The organism is Streptomyces sp. NBC_00029 (genome assembly GCF_045160505.1).
Classification (GTDB): Bacteria; Actinomycetota; Actinomycetes; order Streptomycetales; family Streptomycetaceae; genus Streptomyces.
Window position 1 is genome coordinate 5,496,453 of record NZ_CP108292.1, and the last position, 23,166, is coordinate 5,519,618.

Here is a 23,166-nt window from a genome sequence, read left to right on the forward strand (position 1 = left end):
TCGCTCTGACCTGCAACAACGCTATGAGCAGGGTCCGTTGTCAGTGGCGTGGTGCACCTTGGATACAGCAGTCGGAAGCGGCTGCCGAGCTTTGGAGGGGGACCATGACCATGCACGGGAACGAACAGCCGGCAGAGGCACTGCGACCGCACGCCGAGGACGCCTTCGCGGACGAACTGAAAGCCCTGGCGGCCGCCGACGACCGGCCCCGCCCGACCCGCTGGAAGCTCTCGCCCTGGGCCGTCGCCACGTACCTGCTCGGCGGCACGCTCGACGACGGCACGGTGATCACACCCAAGTACGTCGGGCCGCGCCGCATCGTCGAGGTCGCCGTCACCACCCTGGCGACCGACCGCGCCCTGCTCCTGCTCGGTGTCCCCGGCACCGCCAAGACCTGGGTGTCCGAACACCTCGCCGCCGCCGTCAGCGGAGACTCCACCCTCCTCGTCCAGGGCACCGCGGGCACCCCCGAGGAAGCCATCCGGTACGGCTGGAACTACGCCCGGCTGCTCGCCCACGGCCCCAGCCGCGAGGCGCTCGTCCCCAGCCCCGTCATGCGCGCCATGGCCGACGGCATGACCGCCCGCGTCGAGGAGCTCACCCGCATCCCCGCCGACGTCCAGGACACCCTCATCACCGTCCTGTCCGAGAAGACCCTCCCGATACCGGAGCTCGGTGAAGAGGTGCAGGCCGTGCGCGGCTTCAACCTCATCGCCACCGCCAACGACCGCGACCGCGGGGTCAACGAGCTCTCCAGCGCGCTGCGCCGCCGCTTCAACACCGTGGTGCTGCCACTGCCCGCCACCGCCGACGCCGAGGTCGACATCGTCGCCCGCCGCGTCGACCAGATGGGCCGCGCCCTCGACCTGCCGGCCGCGCCCGAAGGCCTGGAGGAGATCCGCCGGGTCGTCACCGTCTTCCGCGAGCTGCGCGACGGCGTCACCGGCGACGGCCGTACGAAGGTGAAGTCCCCCAGCGGCACGCTCTCCACCGCCGAGGCCATCTCCGTCGTCACCGGCGGCCTGGCCCTGGCCGCCCACTTCGGGGACGGCGTGCTGCGCTCCTCCGACGTGGCCGCCGGGATCCTCGGCGCCGTGGTCCGCGACCCGGCCGCCGACAAGGTGGTCTGGCAGGAGTACCTGGAGACCGTCGTCCGCGAGCGCGACGGCTGGAAGGACTTCTACCGGGCCTGCCGGGAGGTGACCGTATGAGCCCGGCCGCCGCACGCGCCCGGGGACCGCTGCTCCTGGGCGTACGGCACCACGGGCCAGGCTCGGCCCGTGCCGTCCGGGCGGCCCTGGAGGAGGCCCGGCCCGAGGCGGTGCTGATCGAGGGCCCGCCCGAGGGGGACGCACTGCTTCCGCTCGCCGCGGACCGGGGGATGCGGCCGCCCGTCGCGCTCCTCGCGCACGCGGCGGACGACCCCGGGCGGGCCGCCTTCTGGCCGCTGGCCGGGTTCTCGCCCGAGTGGGCGGCCATCCGCTGGGCCCAGGAGCACGACGTCCCGGTCCGGTTCATTGACCTCCCGGCGGCGCACTCGCTCGCCGACGGAGCGGACCGGCCGGAGGGCGAGGAGCCGGACGCCGTCCGCCTGGACCCCCTGGCCGTGCTGGCCGAGACCGCCGGGTACGACGATCCCGAGCGCTGGTGGGAGGACGTGGTCGAGCACCGCGGCACCGGGGGCGGAGGGGAGGACGTGCTCGGCGCCTTCGAGGCGCTCGGGGAGGCCATGGGAGCCCTGCGCGAGGCGTACGGCGACGGCGGCCACCACCGCGACCTGGTCCGCGAGGCATACATGCGGCAGCGGATGCGGGCCGCCCGCCGGGAGTTCGGCGAGGCCTACGCCGTGGTCTGCGGGGCCTGGCACGTCCCGGCGCTGCGCGCCAGGACCACCGTGGCCGCCGACAAGGCGCTGCTGACCGGCCTGCCCAAGGTCAAGGTGGAGACCACCTGGGTGCCCTGGACGCACCGCAGGCTCGCCCGGGCCGGCGGGTACGGCGCGGGCATCACCTCGCCCGGCTGGTACGCCCACCTCTTCACTGCGCCGGACCGGCCCGTGGAGCGGTGGCTGACCAAGGTCGCCGGACTGCTGCGCGAGGAGGACCGGCAGGTCTCCTCGGCGCACGTCATCGAGGCGGTCCGGCTGGCCGAGACCCTGGCCGCGATGCGCGGCAGGCCGCTGCCCGGCCTGACGGAGACCCTGGAAGCGGTCCGGGCGGTGATGTGCGACGGCTCCGACATACCGCTCGCACTGATCGAGGACCGGCTCGTCGTCGGCGACGTGCTCGGCGAGGTCCCGGACGGGGCCCCCGTCGTACCCCTGCAGCGGGACCTGACCCGGCAGCAGCGCACGCTGCGGCTCAAGGCCGAGGCGCAGGACCGCGAGCTGGAACTCGACCTGCGCAAGGACACCGACACGGCGAAGTCCCTGCTGCTGCACCGGCTCCGCCTCCTCGGCATCGGCTGGGGCACCCCGGTGGCCTCCCGGGCCGGCACCGGAACCTTCCGGGAGACCTGGCGGCTGCGGTGGGAACCGGAGCTGTCGGTGCGGATCGCCGAGGCCGGGATATGGGGAACGACCGTACTGGCGGCGGCCACCGCCAAGGCCGAGGCCGACGCCGCCGGGGCCGGTGAGCTCGGCGAGGTGACGGCCCTGGCCGAACAGTGCCTGCTGGCCGGGCTCACGCAGGCACTGCCCGCCGTACTGCGGGCCCTCGCGGACCGGGCCGCGCTCGACACCGACGTGGCGCGGCTTGCCAAGGCCCTGCCGGCGCTCGCCCGCTCCCTGCGGTACGGGGACGTGCGCGGCACCGACGCGACGGCCCTCGCGGTCGTGGCGGCCGGGCTCGCCGAGCGGATATGCGTGGCCCTGCCCTCGGCCTGCACGGCCGGACTGGACGCCGACGCGGCCGCGGAGATGCGCGGTCATGTGGACGGGGTGCACGGGGCGGTCGGCCTGCTCGCGGATGCCGACGAAGGGCTGCGGGAGCGCTGGTCCGCGGTGCTCGCAACGCTGGCCGGCCGGGACACCGTGCCGGGCCTGATCCGCGGCCGGGCGGCCCGGCTGCTCCTCGACGACGGGCGGCTGCCGCCCGAGGAGACGGCCCGGCTGATGGGGCTCGCCCTGTCCCCGGCGGCCTCCCCGGCGGACGCGGCCGGCTGGATCGAGGGCTTCGCGGGCGGGAGTTCGGGCGGGGGGACGCTGCTGGTCCACGACGACCGGCTGCTGGGGCTCATCGACACCTGGCTGGTGGGGGTGCCGGAGCGGGCGTTCACCGACGTACTCCCGCTGCTGCGGAGGACGTTCGGGGCGTACGAGCCGGGCGTGAAGCGGACCCTGGGAGAGCTGGTGCGACGTGGCCCGGGCGGCTTCGCTGCCGCGACCCCGGGGGCCGCGGCACCCGAGGGCTTCGCTCCGGAGCTGGACCCGGTCCGGGCGGACGCGGTGGTGGGGCTGGTGCGGATGCTGCTCGCCGGGTGAGGTGCGGAGCCGTTGCGGGGGCGCTGCCCCCGGACCCCCGCGCCTCACACGTCGGCGGGGCTGATTTCGGCCGTGCGGATGGATGTGTCGACACGACAAAGTGCAGGGGGACAGGAACATGAACGGTACGGACGTGAGTTCGGGGGAGCGGTACACCGCCGATCCCGCCGGAGGCGAGCGGTTGCGGCGGTGGCGGATGGTGCTCGGCGGGGGAGAGGCCGACGGGACCGGCTGCGCGCTGACCGGGCGGGACGCGGCGATGGACGCCGCGCTCGGCGCGCTGTACGGCGGGGGCGGTGAGGCGGGCTCGCGCCGGACCTCGGGGGCGCGGTCGGCCGGGCTCGGCGGCTCCGCGCCGAATGTGGCCCGCTGGCTCGGGGACATCCGTACGTACTTCCCGAGCTCCGTGGTCCAGGTCATGCAGCGCGACGCCATCGAGCGGCTCGGCCTGTCCACCCTGTTGCTGGAGCCGGAGATGCTGGAGGCCGTCGAGCCCGACGTGCACCTGGTCGGCACCCTGCTCTCCCTGAACAAGGCGATGCCCGAGACGACGAGGGAGACGGCGCGGGCCGTGGTCCGCAAGGTGGTCGAACAGCTGGAGAAGCGGCTGGCGACCCGTACCCGGGCCACCCTCACCGGCGCCCTCGACCGCTCCGCGCGGATCAGTCGTCCCCGTCACCACGACATCGACTGGAACCGCACCATCCGGGCCAACCTCAAGAACTACCTGCCCGAGTACCGCACCGTCGTACCCGAGCGGCTGATCGGTTACGGCCGGGCGGCGCAATCCGTGAAGAAGGAGGTGATCCTCTGCATCGACCAGTCGGGCTCGATGGCGGCCTCCGTCGTCTACGCCTCCGTATTCGGCGCGGTCCTCGCCTCCATGCGCTCGATCGCCACCCGTCTGGTCGTCTTCGACACGGCGGTCGTCGACCTGACCGACCAGCTCGACGACCCGGTCGACGTCCTCTTCGGCACCCAATTGGGCGGTGGCACCGACATCAACCGCGCCCTCGCCTACTGCCAGTCGAAGATCACCCGGCCCGCGGACACCGTCGTCGTCCTGATCAGCGACCTCTACGAGGGCGGCATACGCAACGAGATGCTGAAGAGGGTCGCCGCGATGAAGGGGGCGGGCGTCGAGTTCGTGACCCTGCTGGCGCTGTCCGACGAGGGCGCCCCGGCCTACGACCGCGAGCACGCCGCAGCCCTTGCGGCGCTCGGGGCTCCGGCCTTCGCCTGTACTCCCGACCTCTTCCCGGAGGTGATGGCCGCGGCCCTGGAGAAGCGCCCTCTGCCGACCCCTTGACGGCCCCGTCCCGTCCCGGCCCGTGAATGGGTGAATCACACGAACTTCCAGTTCAACCGTGAGGCGATCTGTGACAGGTATCACCGCTCAGGTGTGATCTGCGATTTAGGGACCAACGGCCCTCGGGGATAACCTGCGGGACGGACATGCCGCGTCCACGGTCACCGTGTGCGCCTTCCTTGTGACAGCGCCGTCACGTTGCCCTCCGCGGCACGCCCACGCAGATAGCAGACAACCGCGAATCACTGCGAATCTTTAAAAAGACAAGGGACGGACGCGCGTGGACCTGTTCGAGTACCAGGCGAGGGACCTCTTCGCCAAGCACGGTGTACCGGTGCTGGCCGGTGAAGTCATCGACACGCCTGAGGCGGCTCGCGAGGCCACCGAGCGGCTGGGCGGCAAGTCGGTCGTCAAGGCGCAGGTGAAGGTCGGCGGCCGCGGCAAGGCCGGCGGCGTGAAGCTGGCCGCCACCCCGGACGAGGCCGTCGCCCGGGCGACGGACATCCTCGGCATGGACATCAAGGGCCACACGGTCCACAAGGTGATGATCGCCGAGACGGCCCCCGAGATCCTCGAGGAGTACTACGTCTCGTACCTCCTCGACCGGACCAACCGCACCTTCCTCGCCATGGCGTCCGTCGCGGGCGGCATGGACATCGAGCAGGTCGCCGAGGAGACCCCGGAGAAGCTCGCGAAGGTCCCGGTGAACGCCAACGAGGGCGTGACCATCGAGAAGGCCCGCGAGATCGTCGCCCTGGCGCAGTTCCCGGCCGAGGTCGCCGAGAAGGTCGCCGAGGTCCTCGTCACCCTGTGGGCGACCTTCATCGCCGAGGACGCGCTCCTCGTCGAGGTCAACCCGCTCGCGAAGGTCGCCAACGGCGACGTCATCGCGCTCGACGGCAAGGTCTCGCTCGACGAGAACGCCGAGTTCCGCCAGCCGGGTCACGAGGAGTTCGTGGACCACGCGGCCGCGAACCCGCTCGAGGCCGCCGCCAAGGCGAAGAACCTCAACTACGTCAAGCTCGACGGTGAGGTCGGCATCATCGGCAACGGCGCGGGTCTCGTCATGAGCACCCTCGACGTCGTCGCCTACGCCGGCGAGAACCACGGTGGCGTCAAGCCCGCCAACTTCCTGGACATCGGCGGTGGCGCCTCCGCCGCCGTCATGGCCAACGGTCTCGAGATCATCCTCGGCGACCCGGACGTCAAGTCCGTCTTCGTCAACGTCTTCGGCGGCATCACCGCGTGCGACGAGGTCGCCAACGGCATCGTCCAGGCGCTGCAGCTGCTCGCGGACAAGGGCGAGGCGGTCACCAAGCCGCTGGTCGTCCGTCTCGACGGCAACAACGCCGAGCTGGGTCGCAAGATCCTCTCGGACGCCAACCACCCGCTGGTCCAGCGCGTGGACACCATGGACGGCGCGGCCGACAAGGCCGCCGAGCTCGCGGCTGCGAAGTAAGGGCAGAGGTCAAAGACTCACATGGCTATCTTCCTCAACAAGGACAGCAAGGTCATCGTCCAGGGCATGACCGGTGCCACGGGCATGAAGCACACCAAGCTGATGCTGGCTGACGGCACCAACATCGTCGGCGGCGTGAACCCGCGCAAGGCCGGCACGACCGTCGACTTCGACGGCACCGAGGTCCCGGTCTTCGGCTCCGTCGCCGAGGCGATGGAGAAGACGGGCGCCAACGTCTCCGTCCTCTTCGTCCCGCCGGCCTTCGCCAAGGCCGCCGTGGTCGAGGCGATCGACGCCGAGATCCCGCTCGCCGTCGTCATCACCGAGGGCATCGCGGTGCACGACTCCGCCGCCTTCTGGGCGTACGCGACCGCCAAGGGCAACAAGACCCGGATCATCGGCCCGAACTGCCCGGGTCTGATCACCCCCGGCCAGTCCAACGCCGGCATCATCCCGGGCGACATCACCAAGCCCGGCAAGATCGGTCTCGTGTCCAAGTCGGGCACGCTGACCTACCAGATGATGTACGAGCTCCGTGACATCGGCTTCACCTCCGCCGTCGGCATCGGTGGCGACCCGGTCATCGGCACCACGCACATCGACGCCCTGGAGGCCTTCGAGGCCGACCCGGACACCGAGCTGATCGTCATGATCGGTGAGATCGGCGGCGACGCCGAGGAGCGTGCGGCGGACTTCATCGCGAAGAACGTCACCAAGCCGGTCGTCGGCTACGTCGCGGGCTTCACCGCCCCCGAGGGCAAGACCATGGGCCACGCCGGCGCCATCGTCTCCGGCTCCTCCGGCACCGCGCAGGCCAAGAAGGAGGCCCTCGAGGCCGCCGGTGTGAAGGTCGGCAAGACGCCGACCGAGACCGCCAAGCTGGCGCGCGAGATCCTCGCCGCCAAGTAAGCGGTCGCCGTACGGATCCACGTACGGACGCACATGTGCACGGGCGTGGCCCGCACCCCTCGGGGGTGCGGGCCACGCCCGTTTCTCATTCGATCCGCGGGGCGATCCGCGCCGGTCCGGCCTCCGGGTCGGCGAGCAGCTTGTCGCGGAGCTGTCTGCTCCGCTCGGTGGGCTGCTGGGGGCCGCTGAGCGGGGGCACGCCGGAGACGCTCTCACCGGGTGCCAGTGGGGGCTCGTACTGGGTGGGCGCGGTCATGAGCGTGTAGGTGGTCGAGACGGCGATCATCGCCGTGAGGCTGAGGGTGGCCCGGGTCCACATCCGGGTGCGCCGCTCGCCGCCGCCGCGGACGGCCGCCGCCGGGCGCGGGTCGAGCTCGACCGCCGGTTGCAGGGCGGTGAGCAGGTCGCGCAGCAGCGCGGACTGCTTCTCCGGCGGTACGTCGGCCAGTTCGGGGATCCGGTCGGCGAGGTCGGCGTGCGCGCGCACGAGCCGGTTGCCGGCGGTGGGGGTGGTGGCCTCGGTCTCGGCGGCGGTGTCGGGGAGGTCGAGGCCGACGCCGTCGTAGAGCAGGACGGTACGGCGGTGCACGGCGGGCAGCGAGAGCAGGGCGTCGAGCAGGATCCGGTCGGCGGGCTCGGCGGGGGGCTGGTCGGGGTGGCGGTGGGCGCGCCGGAACCGGTGCCAGGGGGAGAGTGCGTACTCGTACACGATCGTGCGCACCCAGCCGACCGGATCCGGGTCGGCGGTGACCTCGGGCCAGCGTCCCCAGGCCTGGGTGAAGGCCTTCTCGACGACCTCCAGGGCGAGCGCCCGGCGGCCGGTGAGCAGGTAGGCCTGCCGGGCGAGGTCGCGGGCGGCGTGGGCGTAGAGGGCGTCGAAGGCGTCGGCCGGTCCCTCGACGGCGTCGGCGACGGCGAGCGCGACCGGTACGGGTGCGGGTACGGGCACGGGTGCGGGGTGCTCGGCGGTTCCGGGAGGTCCGGGGGGCTCCGCCGGCGGGTCCGCGGGCGGGTCCGCGGGTGGGTCCGCCGGGGGTGCCTTCGCCGCGCCCACCCTCGCTTCCGCCCCCGCGCCCGCGCCCGCCCCCGCTTCCGCCTCGCCGGGCCCGCTGGACTCGGCGGGCTCCGGCCGGGCCGCGAGGTCGGCCAGGAAGCGCGTGTACGTCTCGCGCTTGCGCCCGCGGGGGGCCGTACGGCCCGATTCCCAGGAGCGGATCGTCGCCGCGGTGACGCCCACGGCCGCGGCGACCTCGTCGTGAGTCAGTTCCGCCGCCTCGCGCAGTCTGCGGCGCTCCTTCGGCGCGGGCAGGCTCAGCTCCGAGTCCTCTGAGGAGGTCGTCTCGACGCTTCGTGTCATGCCACACTCCCCGCGAACCGATAGCCCTGGGCGAAAAAGTACATAAACGTATATTGGGCGACACCACGGGCATTCGCCTGTTACCCGCCCATAGCGCGTGTCGTTGGCACCATGGCGGGGTGACCCAAGTGACCGAACGCGGGACCCCGTTGTCAGCGGCCCCGCGAGCCGGCGTGCGGCGCCGTTCGCCGGCCGCCGCCGCATGCGTCGTGGGCGGCGCCGTGGCGGCCGGACTCGGGCTCGGCTTCCTCGCCGTGCTCGTCATCGTGCTGTGGATCAGCTCCCCCTACCCCGACAGCGGCCCCGGCGGGGCCCTGCACCTGGCCGCCGGGCTGTGGCTGCTCGCCCACGGGACCGAGCTGGTCCGGTACGACACCCTGTCCGGCGTGCCCGCGCCCGTCGGGGTGACGCCCCTGCTCCTCGTCGCCCTGCCCGTACTGCTCATCCGTCGGGCCGCCCGGCTCGGGAGCGCCGCCGAGGAGGAGGACGAGGAGGTGCTGCCCGCCGGAGCGGTGTTCTCGGCCGTTCTCTGCGGATACCTCGCCGTCGGCGCCCTCGCCACGGCGTACGCCGCGGGCGGCCCCATGTCGGCCGACCCCATCAGCGCGGCCTGGCACGTCCCGCTGGTCGCCGTACTCGCGGCCGCCGGCGGGGTGTGGGCGGCCCGGGGGCGTCCGCTCGGTCCGCTGCCGTCCTGGGTGCCAGGGGGCGTACGGAGGGCCATTGTGCGCCCCCGCTACGCGCTGGCGCTCCGGGCGGGCGCGGGCGGGGCCCTGGTGCTCCTGGGCGGTGGTGCGCTGGTCGTGGGCGCCTCGCTCGCGTGGCACGGCGCCGAGGTCCAGGCCTCGTTCCTGTCGTTGACCGGCGTGTGGTCAGGCCGCTTCGCCGTCCTGCTGCTCGCCCTCACGCTGATCCCGAACGCCATGATCTGGGGCGCGGCCTATGCGCTCGGGCCCGGCTTCGCCCTCGGCTCCGACACGACGGCCACCCCGCTCGGCTTCCCTGGCGCGCCCGGGCTGCCCCGTTTCCCGTTGCTGGCCGCGCTCCCGTCCGAGGGGCCCGGGACTCCGCTGACCTGGGCGGTCGCCGTGGTGCCGGTGGTCGCGGGGCTCGCCGTGGGCTGGTTCGCGGTACGCCGGGCACGCGAGGTCTCGTACGGGGAGACCGCACTCACCGCGGCCCTGGGCGCGGTCGTGTGCGGGCTGGTGACGGCCGGACTCGCCGCGGCCGCGGCGGGGCCGATGGGATCGGGGCGGCTGGCCGCGTTCGGGCCGGTGTGGTGGGCCACCGGCGCGGCGGCCTTCGTCTGGACGGGGGCGCTGGCCGTGCCGGTTGCGGTGGCGGTGCACGCGTGGCGGACCCGCCCGGCGATGGGGCCGGCGGCCCCGGACGGCGAGGATCCGGTGGACGACGGCTGGCACGACAGCGGGGTGCGGGAGGTCCGGTGGGCGGCGATGCGGAAGGCGGCGGGGACGCTGATCCCGGACATCGCGGTGGCGCCTGCCGTTGCGTCTGCCGTTGCGCCTGCCGTCGCGCCTGCGGCGGAGCCCGCGGTGGTGCCGGTGGCGGTGCCTGTGAATGTGCCTGCGCCTGCGCCTGCGCCTGCGCCGGTGGCGGGGCGGGTGCGGCGGGCGGTGACCGTGGTGTCGGGGCTGGATCTGGATCCCGGCCTGCTCCCCGCGAAGCCGGCCGGGCCGGTGTCAGCGCCGTTGGCTCCGCCTGTGGTGGGGGCGCGGGTGCTGGCCCGGCGGAAACCGCCACCGGAGTAGGCCGTCCGAGTGAGGCGCGGCGGCGTTCCCGGGGCTCCGCCCCGGACCCCGCGCCTCAAACGCCGGCGGGGCTGGAAATGCGGGGCCGGGAGCGCGGGGCGCCTCAAACGCTGGCGGGGCTGGAAATGCGGGGCCGGGAGCGCGGGGCCGAAGTTTCGGCAAGGGCGACCGAAGTCAGTACCTGGTCGAGCGCATGTCCGATCGCGGTGGCCCGGGACGGCGGAGATCTTAGGATCGGCGGCATGGCAACGCGACTTGTGCAGATCAATATGAAGGCTCAGGACGACTCGGCACTCGGCCGGTTCTGGGCGGAGGCACTCGGCTGGGGAGTCGACAGCGAGGGTCCCGGCGTGACCAACCTCGAACCCGCGGGCTTTGCCTACCCCGACCCCGTGGCCGTTTGCATCGACATCATCGCCCGCCCGGAGATCAAAACGGTCAAAAACCGTGTGCACCTCGATCTGGCCACCACCTCGACCGCCCATCAGGCGGAGTTGGTCGCGCGCTTGACGGATCTCGGCGCGACGCTCGCCGACGTGGGGCAGGGCGACGTCCCCTGGACGGTCATGGCCGACCCGGAAGGCAACGAGTTCTGCGTCCTGGAGCCCCGGCCGGTCTACCGGGACACCGGGCCGATCGCCGCGGTGGTGGTCGACTGCGCCGACCCGCGGGGGATGGCCCGGTTCTGGGGCCAGGCGATGGACTGGACGCTGCACGAGGTCGCCGACGACCACGCGACCATGCGCTCCGCCAAGGGTGTCGGCCCCTACCTGGAGTTCCTCCGCACTCCCGACATCAAGAGCGGGTGGAACCGCGTCCACCTCGACGTCCGCCCCTACGCCGGTGACGATCCGGCCGCAGAGGCGGCCCGGCTGCGCGCCTTGGGCGCCACCGACCCCGACTTCGATCGGTCCGCCATCTCCTGGACGATTCTGGCGGATCCGGAAGGCAACGAGTTCTGCCTCCTGGCGCCTCGCTGAATCCTGAGCAACCCCTGGCCGGCCCCTCTTGGGGCCGGCCGACATCCGGGGCCCGCGTTCGGTGGCGCGGGTGCGAACAGGCTTCGCCGATGCAACGGCACGGGCCTCAGGAGCCTCAAGGGCCCCCGGGCTTCGGTCTACTGGCGGACCTTCAGGACGTTGCCCACCAGGTTGTCCGGGAGGAGGGTGTTGCACTGCAGCTGCGCCGTCTGGGTGAGGGCGTCGTCGCGGCAGACGTAGAAGTCCTTGTAGGCGATCTGCACGGCGTACGAGCTCATCGCCAGCAGGATCGCCAGTGAGGCCATGACCAGGCCGATCACCGCCGCCGTGCGCTGGGGGCGGGCGGCGGCGCCCATGGCGTCCAGGCCGCCCGTTGCGGCGGGGGCACCGGTGGCGGTCGCCGGGGCGGGCTTGCCGCGCAGTGCGGTGATCCCCCAGTAGAGGGCGAGCGCCCCGAGCAGCAGCCCGACCGACGGGATCTCGAAGATCCCGAAGAAGAAGCCCCACATGCCGGCCAGCAGCGCGTAACGGGCGCGGCGCTGGATCGGGTCCGTCGGGTCCCAGCGCGCCGGGCCGCGCTGCCCGTCCGAGTCCTTCGGGCCGTCGCCGTTCCCGCCGTCTCCACCGCTGCGCGGCTGCCACGGCTGGTCGGGCCGGCCTTCCGGCGGAGCCGCGAAGGGGTTGTCGTCGGTGGGGGAGTCGGGCTGACGGCGGTCCGGCATCGGGTGTGTTTCTTCCCCTGTGTCATGGGCATCGCGAGGACGCCGTGGCGAGGTGAGGCCTGTTCGCGGCCTGTACGCCTGACGCTACCGCCCGGTCGTCCCCCCGTCCCTCGGGGGCTGTCCGGTGTACCGGTATCGTTGCAGGCGGTCGGTGGCTTCGTACGGTTCCCCATATATCGGTACCCCGAAGTTTCGTATGACCATACAAAGACGAACGCCGCAATTCCGCGAGAAAGGGCCTCCCATGGCCGCCTCCCGCCTGGTCGTGCTGGTCTCCGGTTCCGGCACCAACCTCCAGGCCCTGCTCGATGCCATCGACGCCCACCCCGGCGGATCCGAGGGCTTCGGTGCCGAAGTCGTCGCCGTGGGGGCCGACCGCGAGAACATCGCAGGCCTGGAGCGGGCGCAGAAGGCCGGGATTCCGACCTTCGTCCGCCCGGTCAAGGACTACGGGACCCGTGCGGAGTGGGACGTCGCCCTCACCGAGGCGACCGACGCGTTCGCGCCGGACCTGGTGGTGTCCGCCGGGTTCATGAAGATCGTGGGCAAGGTGTTCATCGACCGCTTCGGCGGCCGGTTCATCAACACCCACCCCGCCCTCCTCCCCGCCTTCCCGGGCGCGCACGGCGTCAGGGACGCCCTCGCGTACGGCGCGAAGGTCACCGGCTGCACGGTCCACTTCGTGGACAGTGGCGTGGACACCGGTCCGATCATCGCCCAGGGTGTGGTCGAGGTCCGGGACGAGGACGACGAAGCCGCTCTCCATGAGCGCATCAAGGAAGTCGAGCGCCAGTTGCTCGTCGATGTCGTGGGGCGCCTGGCCCGGCACGGCTACCGCATTGAGGGACGAAAGGTAACAATCCAGTGACCGCCGCAGACACCGCAGCGAGCAACGACCCGACCACGAACCAGCGGCCGATCCGGCGTGCGCTCATCAGCGTCTACGACAAGACGGGACTGGAAGAGCTGGCCCGCGGGCTGCACGAGGCGGGCGTCGCGCTCGTCTCCACCGGTTCCACCGCGTCGAGGATCGCCGCCACCGGGGTGCCCGTCACCAAGGTGGAGGAGCTGACCGGCTTCCCCGAGTGCCTGGACGGCCGGGTCAAGACCCTGCACCCGCGCGTGCACGCCGGCATCCTCGCCGACCTGCGCCTGGAGGACCACCGCAACCAGCTCGCCGAGCTGGGCGTCGAGCCCTTCGACCTGGTGATCGTCAACCTCTACCCCTTCCTGGCGACCGTCCAGTCGGGTGCCACCCCGGACGAGTGTGTGGAGCAGATCGACATCGGCGGCCCGTCGATGGTCCGCGCCGCCGCCAAGAACCACCCCTCCGTCGCGGTCGTCACCAGCCCGGCCCGCTACGCCGACGTCATCGCGGCGGCCCAGGGCGGCGGCTTCGACCTCACCGCCCGCAAGCGGCTCGCGGCCGAGGCCTTCCAGCACACCGCCGCCTACGACGTGGCCGTGGCCTCCTGGTTCACGAACGCGTACGCCCCGGAAGCCGCCGAGGACGACGCCGCGGCGCTGCCCGAGTTCCTGGCCGGCGCCTGGGAGCGCAAGTCGACCCTGCGCTACGGCGAGAACCCGCACCAGGCCGCCGCCCTCTACACGGACGGGCAGCCGGGCGGGCTCGCGAACGCGGAGCAGCTGCACGGCAAGGAGATGTCCTTCAACAACTACGTGGACACCGAGGCCGCGCGCCGCGCCGCCTACGACCACGAAGAGCCCTGCGTCGCGATCATCAAGCACGCCAACCCGTGCGGCATCGCGGTCGGCGCGGACGTCGCCGCCGCCCACCGCAAGGCGCACGCCTGCGACCCGCTGTCGGCCTTCGGCGGCGTCATCGCCGTCAACCGCCCGGTGACCGTCGAGCTCGCCGAGCAGGTCGCGGAGATCTTCACCGAGGTCATCGCCGCCCCCGCCTACGAGGACGGCGCGGTCGAGGTCCTGGCGAAGAAGAAGAACATCCGCGTGCTGAAGGTGGACGGCACCCCGCACCAGCCGGGCGACCTCAAGCCCGTTTCGGGCGGCGTCCTGCTCCAGCAGAGCGACGTCTTCCAGGCCGAGGGCGACGACCCGAAGAACTGGACGCTCGCCACCGGCGACGCCCTGTCCCCGGCGGAGCTCGCCGAGCTGGCGTTCGCGTGGAAGGCCTGCCGGGCCGTCAAGTCCAACGCGATCCTGCTCGCCAAGGACGGCGCCTCGGTCGGCGTCGGCATGGGCCAGGTCAACCGCGTGGACTCGGCGAAGCTCGCGGTCGAGCGGGCGGGCGCCGAGCGCGCGCAGGGCTCGTACGCCGCTTCCGACGCCTTCTTCCCGTTCCCGGACGGGCTGGAGATCCTGACGGCCGCGGGCATCAAGGCCGTGGTCCAGCCGGGTGGTTCGGTCCGTGACGAGCTGGTCGTCGAGGCCGCGAAGAAGGCCGGTGTGACCATGTACTTCACCGGAACCCGGCACTTCTTCCACTGAGCCGCGGCTCCCCGACACGGCGAAGGCCGCGATCCGCACCAGCGGGTCGCGGCCTTCGCCGTGTGCTGCGGACGGCGGCGGGTCAGTACTGGGGGCGCTTGAAGTAGTCCCCAGCCTTCGCGAGGCCGATGAGGATCGTGAGGCCGAGGGCGAGGGAGATCACGGACGGCAGCAGGACGATGGCGGTGGGTCCGCCCGAGGACTGCTCGCTCGCGCCGAGGGCCGCCACGTTGACGAGCAGGCCGAGGCCGGCGAAGAGGGTCTGCAGCGAGCCGTAGACGATGCCGGACACGCGCACGCCGTTGCGGCCCTTGCCCATCTTGACCGCCGTCAGGAACGGCCACAGGGCCAGTCCGATCACGAAGAGGCCGCCGATGACGAAGCCGATGCTGGCGGCCGCTCCCACCTCCTGCGCCGAGGAGCTGGAGGACTCGGAGAAGATGGCGCCGAAGAAGGCGCCGATGACGATGATGACCAGACCCGCCAGACCCTGCAGGCCGCCCAGGATGAAGAGGATGACCCTGGCCGCCTTCGCGCCGCCGGGCATCTCCATGTGGGGGCCGGGGTATCCGCCGGGACCGCCCGGGTAGCCGGCGGGTGCGCCGGGGTAGGCCTGCGGTGCCTGCTGCGGGTACGCGTACCCGCCCTGCGGCGGGACGCCCTGCGGGGCCTGCTGGGGGTAGCCGTAGCCGGGCTGGCCCTGCGGCTGCTGTCCGTACGGATTGTGCGGGTCGCCGAAACTCATCTGGGGTGTTCCTCCGTGGAAATGCGGGGACGCACGGCAATGAGCGCGGAGGTATCCTGCACGGTGCGGTCCGCCCCCCGGCACTGCCCGCGGTACATCAGTCGTTTCATCGTCGTCCGACCGATGATGCCTTGTCCAGCCGGTTGACATATGACCGGTCACTTGTTGTGCAAGTGCAATGAACCCTGTGGTCCTGCGAGCACCTTGACTGGAACCAGGGCCACCTCATCCGGGAGGATGGGGTCATGACTGCCCAGATTCTCGATGGCAAGGCCACCGCCGCCGCGATCAAGTCCGAACTGACCGCCCGTGTGGCGGCCCTGAAGGCCCGGGGCATCACCCCCGGCCTCGGCACCCTGCTGGTCGGTGACGATCCGGGCAGCCGCTGGTACGTCAACGGCAAGCACAAGGACTGCGCCGAGGTCGGCATCGCCTCCATCCAGCGCGAACTGCCCGGTACGGCCTCCCAGGAGGACATCGAGGCGGTCGTGCGGGAGCTCAACGCCGACCCGCACTGCACCGGCTACATCGTCCAACTCCCGCTCCCCAAGGGCATCGACACCAACCGGGTCCTGGAGCTGATGGATCCGCTGAAGGACGCCGACGGCCTGCACCCCATGTCGCTGGGCCGGCTGGTCCTGAACGAGCCGGGCCCGCTGCCCTGCACCCCGTACGGGATCGTCGAACTGCTGCGCCACCACGACGTCGCCATCAACGGCGCGCACGTCGTGGTCCTCGGACGCGGGATCACCGTCGGGCGCTCCATCGGCCTGCTGCTGACCCGCAAGTCCGAGAACGCCACCGTGACGCTCTGCCACACCGGTACGCGCGACCTCTCCGGGCTGCTGCGCCAGGCGGACATCATCGTCGCGGCGGCCGGTGTCCCGCACCTGGTCAAGCCGGAGGACGTGAAGCCGGGCGCGGCCGTGCTCGACGTGGGCGTCAGCCGCGACGGGGACGGGAAGATCGTCGGTGACGTGCACCCCGGCGTGGCCGAGGTGGCCGCGTGGATCTCGCCGAACCCGGGCGGGGTCGGCCCGATGACCCGGGCCCAGCTGCTCGTCAATGTCGTCGAGGCGGCGGAACGGACGACCAGTGCAGGCTGAACCGGACGCGGAGAACGCCGCGGGCGGCGGCGCGCCCCGGACGAACGGCACCCCCGTCGTTCCGGTCGCACCCGTCACGCCCGTGGTACCCGCCACGCCCGTCGTGCCCCCCGCGCAGGCCGGTCCCGATGCGCAGGCCGGTCCCGACGCCGCCGGTCCTGCCGGTCTCGGGGCGGAGGCGGCCAGGTCCCGGCGCTTCCCGTCGGTCACCCGGGACACCGCCCGGCCCGAGGGCAGCGGCCGTGCCGTCCCCGGCGCCGTGTCCACGCCGGCCCGTCAGTGGCCGATGCTCAGCGTGCTCGCCGCGACCGCGGTCGGGCTGCTGATCACGGCGTTCGGGCAGCCGCGGGTCGGCTGCCTGTTCATCGGCGTGGCCCTGATCGCGGCTTCGGTGATGCGGCGCGTGCTGCCCTCGGTGGGGATGCTCGCTGTCCGCTCCCGCTTCACGGACATGATCACGTACGGGCTGCTGGGCGTGGCGATCACCCTGCTCGCGCTGGTGATGGAGCCCTATCCGTGGCTGGAGATCCCGTTCCTGGAGAGCGCGGTCCGCTTCACCGTGAGGTGACGGCGGTGAGCGCGGCCAGCGTGGCCGCGACGGCCGGCCGGGTCTCCGTGCCCGCCCGCACCAGTGCGTCCAGCGTCCGCCCCGGGCCCGGCAGCTCCCGTACGGCGACGCCGGGCGGCGGGGCGTCGCACAGCAGTCTCGGCAGGATCGACACGGCATACCCGGTGGACACGAGCCACAGCCCGGACCGCAGGTCCGCGCACTCGTGCGCGATGTGCGGGGTGAACCCGGCGTTCCGGCAGGCGTGCAGCAGCATCTCGCGGCAGCTGCCCGGAGCCGGGGCCGAGACCCAGGCGCTGTCCCTCAGCGCGGCGAGTCCGTCGCGCTCGTAGGCCGGCAGCAGTGCCTCGGGCAGTGCCAGACACAGCGGGTCCGCGAAGAGCGGCACCGCGGTGGTCCCGGCCGCGGGCGGGGCGCCGAGCAGCGGGTAGGCGTAGGTCACGGCCAGGTCCAGGCGGCGCCGGCGCAGCTGCGGCAGGGCCTCCTCCGGGTCGGCCTGCACGATGCGCGGGCGCAGCCGGGGGTGGCGCAGGGCCAGCTCGGAGAGGAGCGGGGCGGCCACCGTGGCCACTGCGCTCGGGGCGCAGCCGATGGCCAGCTCCCCGCTCAGCTCGGTGTCGAGGGCGCGCACCGCGCCCTCGGCCCGCTCCAGGGCGGCGAGCACCGGTTCGCACGCGGCGGCCAGTGCCGCGCCGGCGGGGGTGAGCCGCAGTCCGCGCCCGTCCCGCTCGACGAGGGCGGCGCCCGCCTCGGCCTCCAGGGCGCGCAGTTGCTGGGAGACGGCGGAGGGGGTCACCCCGTGCAGGTCGGCGACGGCGGTCACCCGGGCGTGCTCCGCCAGGTCCCGCAGGATGACCATGCGCTTCACATCAAGCATGAGTTCATCTTAATGATTGCTGTAGGAGAGGTAGCTGGACTTCACGATGGCGGGAGGGCGATGCTCGTGCCATGAACGCGAACGTGAACGTGAACGCGCAGCCGACGACGAAGGCGAAAAGGGTCGTACTGATCGGCGCGCACGGAACCCTGGGCCGGGCGGTCCGCACGGCCCTGTCCGAGCGCGGACACCAGGTCGTCACCGCCTCCCGCACGGGCGCCGACGTCCACGTCGACATCACCGACCCGGAGTCCATCCGCGCCATGTACGAGCAAGTGGCGCAGCAGGTGGGTGAGATCGACGCGGTGGCGAGCGCGGCCGGCAGCGTGCCGTGGCGCCCGCTCGGCGAACTGACCACGGACGACATCCGCGACGGCCTCGAAGGCAAGGCCGTCAGCCAGATCGAGCTGGTCCGCCAGGGCATCGCGCACCTGCCCCCGCACGCCTCGTACACGCTGGTCACGGGCATCCTGGCGCGCGAGCCGCTGCTCACCGGTGCGGTGGCCGCCCTCGTCAACGGCGCGGTCGAGGCCTTCGTGCGCGCCGCCGCGATCGAACTGCCCGGCCGCCAGCGCATCAACGCCGTCAGTCCCACCGTCTTCGAGGAGTCCCTCGATGCGTACGGGGACACGTTCGCGGGATTCGACGCCGTGCCGGTCGCCCGCGCCGCGAACGCCTACGTCAAGTCGATCGAGGGGCACCGGACGGGCCAGATCTTCCTGGTCGAATAGCGGTCCGGGGGCCGTTCGCACCTTCGAACCGCGTGCTCCGTGTGCCATGCACCACAGGGACCCGGGGATTAGCCCGGTCCCGGGTCGGATAGCCTGACCGCGGATGTCTCTTCACGTCAAGATTTACTGGGGAGCGGCGTCCTCCAGCACATGGGGCAGGGACGCCCCACCGCCAGCTGTCTAACGGAGAAGGCCATGACCCGCACTCCCGTGAATGTCACCGTCACCGGCGCCGCCGGCCAGATCGGCTACGCGCTGCTCTTCCGCATCGCATCCGGTCACCTGCTCGGCGCGGACGTGCCGGTCAAGCTCCGACTTCTGGAGATCCCCCAGGGCATGAAGGCCGCTGAGGGCACCGCCATGGAGCTCGACGACTGCGCCTTCCCGCTGCTCGCCGGCATCGACATCTTCGACGACCCGAACCAGGGCTTCGACGGTGCGAACGTCGCGCTGCTCGTGGGCGCCCGCCCGCGCACCAAGGGCATGGAGCGCGGCGACCTGCTCGCCGCCAACGGCGGCATCTTCAAGCCGCAGGGCCAGGCCATCAACGCGCACGCCGCGGACGACATCAAGGTCCTCGTCGTCGGCAACCCGGCCAACACCAACGCGCTCATCGCGCAGGCCGCGGCCCCGGACGTACCGGCCGAGCGCTTCACCGCGATGACCCGCCTCGACCACAACCGCGCGATCTCGCAGCTGGCCGCCAAGACCGGCAGCGCCGTCTCCGACATCAAGCGCCTGACCATCTGGGGCAACCACTCGGCGACCCAGTACCCGGACATCTTCCACGCGGAGATCGCCGGCAAGAACGCCGCCGAGGTTGTCAACGACGAGCTGTGGCTGGCCGACACCTTCATCCCGACCGTCGCCAAGCGCGGCGCCGCGATCATCGAGGCCCGTGGCGCGTCCTCGGCCGCCTCGGCCGCCAACGCCGCCATCGACCACGTCCACACGTGGGTCAACGGCACCGCCGAGGGCGACTGGACCTCGATGGGCATCCCGTCGGACGGCTCCTACGGCGTCCCGGCCGGTCTGATCTCCTCCTTCCCCGTCACCTGCAAGGACGGCAAGTACGAGATCGTCCAGGGCCTGGACATCAACGAGTTCTCCCGCACCCGCATCGACGCCTCCGTGCAGGAGCTGTCGGAGGAGCGCGACGCGGTCCGTGAGCTCGGCCTGATCTGATCCGGTCGCCCGACCCGATCCGTTCTTCCTCAAGGCCCCGGCGCATTGCGCCGGGGCTTTTTGGCGCGAACGAGCCTGTCATGTGCCTGATCACCGTCTTATGGTTTCCCTCCGCACACCGAAAGGGGGATTCGGTGACAGGCACTGCGGACGACAGAACTCCTGTGCACCCTTCGCTCAGCGAAGCCGGGCGGCTGCTGTGCGCCGGGACCTATCTCGACGCCGCGTACCGCGACCGGGTGGTCCAGGAGCTCCATGTCCACGAGGAGCGCTTCGTCGCGCCCTCCTACGGCTTCGACGCCGCCCGCGTCCTCGCACACGCCCTCCAGGCCCGCCGCGCCGAAGTCGCCTGGGCCTCGGGCGTCCTGGCGGTCTGGGGCCTCGGATTCCTGCTGGCCCAGCCGCTGCTGCTCTTCCTGCTCCTCCCGACCGCCTTCCTGAGCGGGGCCGGGAGGATCGCGCGACGCCGCGCCGCGACGGCGCGCGGCAGCCGCTTCCTCGAACTGCTCCTGCGCGGCTGCGGCTACGTGCTGCTCATCGGCGTCGGACTGGGCGTGCTGCAGGGCGCACTCCAGGGCCGGACGCGTCGGAGACTCCGACGACTCGCTCGTGGTCTACGAGTACACGCTGCGCGGGATCGAGCGGGAGCCGTTCAGCGTGATCACCATGCTGCCCGAACTCGGCTACGAAATCGCAGCCCAGTACGCCTGGACCGCCCTGATCGTCTTCGCCCTGCTGACCCTGGTCGTCGGCCTCCAGCGGGGCCACTTCGCCCGCGTCATCAGCACGTCGCTCAGCCGGGCCCGGTACGCCGACCCGAACGCCGACCCCGCCTCCGGCAGGCGGTTCGCCAAGGCCCGGGACCGGATCCTGCGGACCCAGCACAGCAGGCTGGTCATCTACAACGTCGACGATCCCTTCTGCGGCGCCGGCGCGGCGTACCGGCCCTGGCACCTGTCGGTCGAGCTGCGCCCCCGCACGGACGGGACCGAGCCCGAACCGCTGGACAACGAGCGGATCGTGGCCCGGATCCGGCCGCGCCTGGAGGCCCTGCGCGTCCCGTCGCCGCACGGCTCGCCGGAGGCGGAACAGGCCGTACTGGACCGGCTGCGGGAACTGGTCATCGACGAGTGCGTGTTCCTGCCGGCCTCCGGGCTGCCCGCCGGCCGCGAGCCGGACCTCTCGGACGACGCGTTCGACGCGCACCGGGCGCAGGCCGTGGAGGAGGGCGGAGAACGACGTCGCCACTTCCTGCGGGTACGGGTCGGCGGCTGGGACGAGAACCTCGTCATCACCGTCTTCGTACGCGTCCACACCCAGGGCGGGATGCTGATGCTGGAGGTGGCGCCGCACGTGCTGCTGCCCGTACGGCCCCAGTTCCAGGAGGCCGACGACATCGCCCGGCGGTACTTGCGGAACAACCCCTTCGCCAAGGCGGTCTGGGCGTTCCGGCACGCCCCGCGCTCGCTCGCCAAGGCGCTCAGCACCCTGTCCGGCGGCAGCCGCGGCCCGTGGCAGATCGCCACGGAGGGCCACGGCGGCGCGCTCCCGGCCGGGCCGGCCGTCTCCGTACGCGAGCTCGCGGCGCAGGAGGACGCCTCCCTGTTCCAGCTGATGGACCTGGACCGGTACCTCAAGACCATCCAGGACCGGATCGTCGGCGGCGTGACCCTCGCCCTGCACGAAGCGGGCTGGCACACCGAGGAGTTCGCGCAGCGGGCGGTCACCGTGGCGGAGGGCGGGGTGTTCATCCAGTCGGTGAGCCACAGCGCGTTCAGCGTCGGCGGCAGCGGACACAACAACCGGACGGGCCACCACACGGATGGGGGAGATGGGCAGTGACACACGACGGGGAGAGCGGGGGGACCGGTGAGGTGCGGATCAACCGGATCGAGGGCAGCGCCTTCAGCATCGGCGGCACGAACATCACCAACACCACCGTCAACCACGACGGCACCGGAGAGGGCGCCCCGGGCGCGGCAGAACTGCTGGAGGCCGTACGGGAGCTGCGCGCCGCGCTCGTCCGCCTGCCTCGCAGCACCGACCGGTCGGCGCTCGACGCCGAACTGGACGAGGCCGCGGGCGAGCTGGAGGAGGCCGGCGAGATCCGGCCCGGCCTGCCCGCCCGGCTGCGCGGCGCGCTCCAGCGGTGGGCCCCGCTGGTGGAATCGGTGAACGCGGCCGCCGCCCTCGGCGGGCTGCTCGCCGCGCTGGGGAGCTGACCGGTGGCCACCGGCGGCGCCCACTGGAACCCGCAGTCGCAGCGCTGGGAATGGGCGGACCAGCCGGCCCCGCCACCCCCGCCGCCGGGCGGCGACCGGCCGTGGAAGGTCCCGCTGCTGGTGGCCCTCGGCGCCGCGGTGGTGGGCGGCTGCGCCGTGGCGGGGTGGCTGATCCTGCGCGACGAGGAGCCGAAGCCACCCGCCGCGGCCCCGTCGGCCTCGGCCACCCCCGACCTGTCGCCCGGCACGGGACCGGACGGGGCACCGACCACTGCCTCCGCCTCCGCTTCCCCCTCCCCTTCGGTCCCGCCGGCCTACACGGTGGTCCGCGACGACGCGGGCTTCTCGGTGGCCGTCCCCACGGGCTGGGAGCGCAGCCACGACGAGAACGGCAGCGGTTCCTTCTACCGCCGGCCCGGGGACCGCAGCGCGCTGGTCCAGATCTTCCGCGTGACCGAGCCGGACAGCGTCGGAGCGTGCGAGCTGCTGCGGGTCTCCTCCCGGGCCCTCGGCGCCAATCCCGGCTACCGGGAGGTCTCCGTCGAAGCTGTGTCCGGGGAGTCCTGCGAGCTGGTCTACGAGTACGACAGCCAGGAGGCGGGCGGGCGCCGCCACGGGATCGAGCGGATCACCGTCGCCCCGGACGGCGGACGCTGGGCGCTGCTGGCGGCCGGGCCGGCCTCGGACGGTACGGCGGTGCGCGCGAACCTGACGGCGGCCGTGGAGTCGTTCAGGCCGCAGTGACCGGTCCCCGGCCGCCCCTACTTGTACATGCCCGGGGTGTAGTGGCCCGGCACCATGCGGGTGGTGACGCCGAAGCGGTTCCAGACGTTGATGGTCGCGATGACGGCGATCAGCTGGGCCAGCTCGCGCTCCTCGAACTGCCCGGCGGCCTTCTCGTAGACCTCGTCGGGCACGAAGCCGTCCGTCAGGACGGTGACGGCCTCGGTGAACTCGATCGCCGCGAGTTCCTTCTCGGTGTAGAAGTGCCGCGACTCCTCCCAGGCACCCAGCTGGACGATGCGCTCGACGCTCTCACCGGCGGCGATCGCGTCCTTGGTGTGCATGTCGAGGCAGAAGGCGCAGTGGTTGAGCTGGGAGGCCCGGATCTTGACGAGCTCGACCAGGGCCGGCTCCAGACCCTTCCTGGAGGCGATCTCCAGGGCCAGTACGGCCTTGTAGACCTCGGGGGCGAGCTTCGCCATGTGCATGCGCGGGGTGTGCTCGGGGGCGTGTGCGTGGGTGGTCGTCATGTGATCCACCGTAGGCGGCAGGCG

At 72.5% G+C, this 23,166-nt stretch carries 21 protein-coding genes; 16 read left to right on the forward strand and 5 right to left on the reverse strand.

Going from position 1 to position 23,166, the window contains the following annotated elements:
- The first annotated feature begins 104 nt into the window (after positions 1–104).
- The 5 genes from OG753_RS25805 to sucD all read left to right on the forward strand — a co-directional run bounded on the left by OG753_RS25805 (position 105) and on the right by sucD (position 7,158).
- Positions 105–1,211: an AAA family ATPase gene (locus OG753_RS25805; RefSeq protein ID WP_327264056.1), complete on the forward strand. Its 1,107-nt coding sequence runs from the start codon at positions 105–107 to the stop codon at positions 1,209–1,211.
- Complete coding sequence (locus OG753_RS25810) at positions 1,208–3,481, forward strand: DUF5682 family protein (protein ID WP_405790299.1); 2,274 nt, start codon at positions 1,208–1,210, stop codon at positions 3,479–3,481. Before OG753_RS25805 ends, OG753_RS25810 begins: the two co-directional genes overlap by 4 nt.
- A 118-nt stretch (positions 3,482–3,599) precedes the next feature.
- Positions 3,600–4,790, forward strand: coding sequence for a VWA domain-containing protein (locus OG753_RS25815; protein WP_327264058.1), 1,191 nt, complete (start codon positions 3,600–3,602; stop codon positions 4,788–4,790).
- 280 nt (positions 4,791–5,070) lie between these two features.
- On the forward strand, positions 5,071–6,249 hold the full coding sequence (gene sucC, locus OG753_RS25820) for an ADP-forming succinate--CoA ligase subunit beta (protein WP_030389142.1): 1,179 nt from the start codon (positions 5,071–5,073) through the stop codon (positions 6,247–6,249).
- 21 nt (positions 6,250–6,270) lie between these two features.
- Positions 6,271–7,158 carry a succinate--CoA ligase subunit alpha gene (sucD, locus tag OG753_RS25825; protein ID WP_189733229.1) on the forward strand — a complete coding sequence of 296 codons (888 nt, stop codon included), beginning with the start codon at positions 6,271–6,273 and terminating at the stop codon, positions 7,156–7,158.
- Positions 7,159–7,243: 85 nt separating this feature from the next.
- On the opposite strand, the gene OG753_RS25830 is transcribed toward sucD, so the two are convergent.
- A complete protein-coding gene (locus OG753_RS25830) occupies positions 7,244–8,515 on the reverse strand; it encodes a helix-turn-helix domain-containing protein (RefSeq protein ID WP_405790300.1) in 1,272 nt (423 codons plus the stop codon).
- Positions 8,516–8,634: 119 nt separating this feature from the next.
- On the opposite strand from OG753_RS25830, the gene OG753_RS25835 reads away from it, so the two are divergent.
- Both OG753_RS25835 and OG753_RS25840 read left to right on the forward strand, forming a co-directional pair.
- Positions 8,635–10,284 (forward strand): DUF6350 family protein, encoded by a 1,650-nt coding sequence (locus OG753_RS25835; protein ID WP_405790301.1) that lies wholly within the window; start codon positions 8,635–8,637, stop codon positions 10,282–10,284.
- A gap of 242 nt (positions 10,285–10,526) precedes the next feature.
- Positions 10,527–11,264 carry a VOC family protein gene (locus tag OG753_RS25840; protein WP_327264061.1) on the forward strand — a complete coding sequence of 246 codons (738 nt, stop codon included), beginning with the start codon at positions 10,527–10,529 and terminating at the stop codon, positions 11,262–11,264.
- A 137-nt stretch (positions 11,265–11,401) separates the two neighbouring features.
- Here the strand turns inward: OG753_RS25840 and OG753_RS25845 are convergent, their stop codons facing one another.
- Positions 11,402–11,986: a hypothetical protein gene (locus OG753_RS25845; RefSeq protein WP_405790303.1), complete on the reverse strand. Its 585-nt coding sequence runs from the start codon at positions 11,984–11,986 to the stop codon at positions 11,402–11,404.
- A 244-nt stretch (positions 11,987–12,230) separates the two neighbouring features.
- On the opposite strand from OG753_RS25845, the gene purN reads away from it, so the two are divergent.
- Positions 12,231–12,854, forward strand: coding sequence for a phosphoribosylglycinamide formyltransferase (purN, locus tag OG753_RS25850; RefSeq protein WP_327264063.1), 624 nt, complete (start codon positions 12,231–12,233; stop codon positions 12,852–12,854).
- Entirely contained in the window at positions 12,851–14,455 is a 1,605-nt protein-coding gene (gene purH / locus OG753_RS25855; RefSeq protein WP_405790305.1) for a bifunctional phosphoribosylaminoimidazolecarboxamide formyltransferase/IMP cyclohydrolase, read from the forward strand. Before purN ends, purH begins: the two co-directional genes overlap by 4 nt.
- Positions 14,456–14,537: 82 nt before the next feature.
- On the opposite strand, the gene OG753_RS25860 is transcribed toward purH, so the two are convergent.
- Positions 14,538–15,200 (reverse strand): hypothetical protein, encoded by a 663-nt coding sequence (locus OG753_RS25860; protein WP_327264065.1) that lies wholly within the window; start codon positions 15,198–15,200, stop codon positions 14,538–14,540.
- 245 nt (positions 15,201–15,445) lie between these two features.
- Between OG753_RS25860 and OG753_RS25865 the strand changes: the two genes are divergently transcribed.
- A complete protein-coding gene (locus OG753_RS25865; protein ID WP_327264066.1) occupies positions 15,446–16,306 on the forward strand; it encodes a bifunctional methylenetetrahydrofolate dehydrogenase/methenyltetrahydrofolate cyclohydrolase in 861 nt (286 codons plus the stop codon).
- Positions 16,296–16,874 (forward strand): DUF3017 domain-containing protein, encoded by a 579-nt coding sequence (locus OG753_RS25870; RefSeq protein WP_405790307.1) that lies wholly within the window; start codon positions 16,296–16,298, stop codon positions 16,872–16,874. Before OG753_RS25865 ends, OG753_RS25870 begins: the two co-directional genes overlap by 11 nt.
- Here OG753_RS25870 and OG753_RS25875 read toward each other — a convergent pair.
- Positions 16,861–17,751, reverse strand: a complete 891-nt coding sequence (locus tag OG753_RS25875) for a LysR family transcriptional regulator (protein WP_405790308.1) — start codon at positions 17,749–17,751, stop codon at positions 16,861–16,863. The two genes, OG753_RS25870 and OG753_RS25875, sit on opposite strands and share 14 nt — an antisense overlap.
- 71 nt (positions 17,752–17,822) lie before the next feature.
- Between OG753_RS25875 and OG753_RS25880 the strand changes: the two genes are divergently transcribed.
- The 5 genes from OG753_RS25880 (at position 17,823) to OG753_RS25900 (ending at position 22,633) form a co-directional block, all read left to right on the forward strand.
- Positions 17,823–18,482 carry a short chain dehydrogenase gene (locus tag OG753_RS25880; protein ID WP_405790309.1) on the forward strand — a complete coding sequence of 220 codons (660 nt, stop codon included), beginning with the start codon at positions 17,823–17,825 and terminating at the stop codon, positions 18,480–18,482.
- 195 nt (positions 18,483–18,677) lie between these two features.
- A complete protein-coding gene (locus tag OG753_RS25885; protein ID WP_327264070.1) occupies positions 18,678–19,667 on the forward strand; it encodes a malate dehydrogenase in 990 nt (329 codons plus the stop codon).
- 609 nt (positions 19,668–20,276) lie between these two features.
- Positions 20,277–21,509: a hypothetical protein gene (locus OG753_RS25890; protein WP_405790310.1), complete on the forward strand. Its 1,233-nt coding sequence runs from the start codon at positions 20,277–20,279 to the stop codon at positions 21,507–21,509.
- Positions 21,506–21,889 (forward strand): hypothetical protein, encoded by a 384-nt coding sequence (locus tag OG753_RS25895; RefSeq protein WP_405790311.1) that lies wholly within the window; start codon positions 21,506–21,508, stop codon positions 21,887–21,889. Before OG753_RS25890 ends, OG753_RS25895 begins: the two co-directional genes overlap by 4 nt.
- 3 nt (positions 21,890–21,892) lie before the next feature.
- Positions 21,893–22,633: a hypothetical protein gene (locus tag OG753_RS25900; protein ID WP_405790312.1), complete on the forward strand. Its 741-nt coding sequence runs from the start codon at positions 21,893–21,895 to the stop codon at positions 22,631–22,633.
- A gap of 17 nt (positions 22,634–22,650) precedes the next feature.
- Here the strand turns inward: OG753_RS25900 and OG753_RS25905 are convergent, their stop codons facing one another.
- A complete protein-coding gene (locus OG753_RS25905) occupies positions 22,651–23,142 on the reverse strand; it encodes a carboxymuconolactone decarboxylase family protein (protein WP_327264074.1) in 492 nt (163 codons plus the stop codon).
- Between the last annotated feature and the right edge of the window lie 24 nt (positions 23,143–23,166).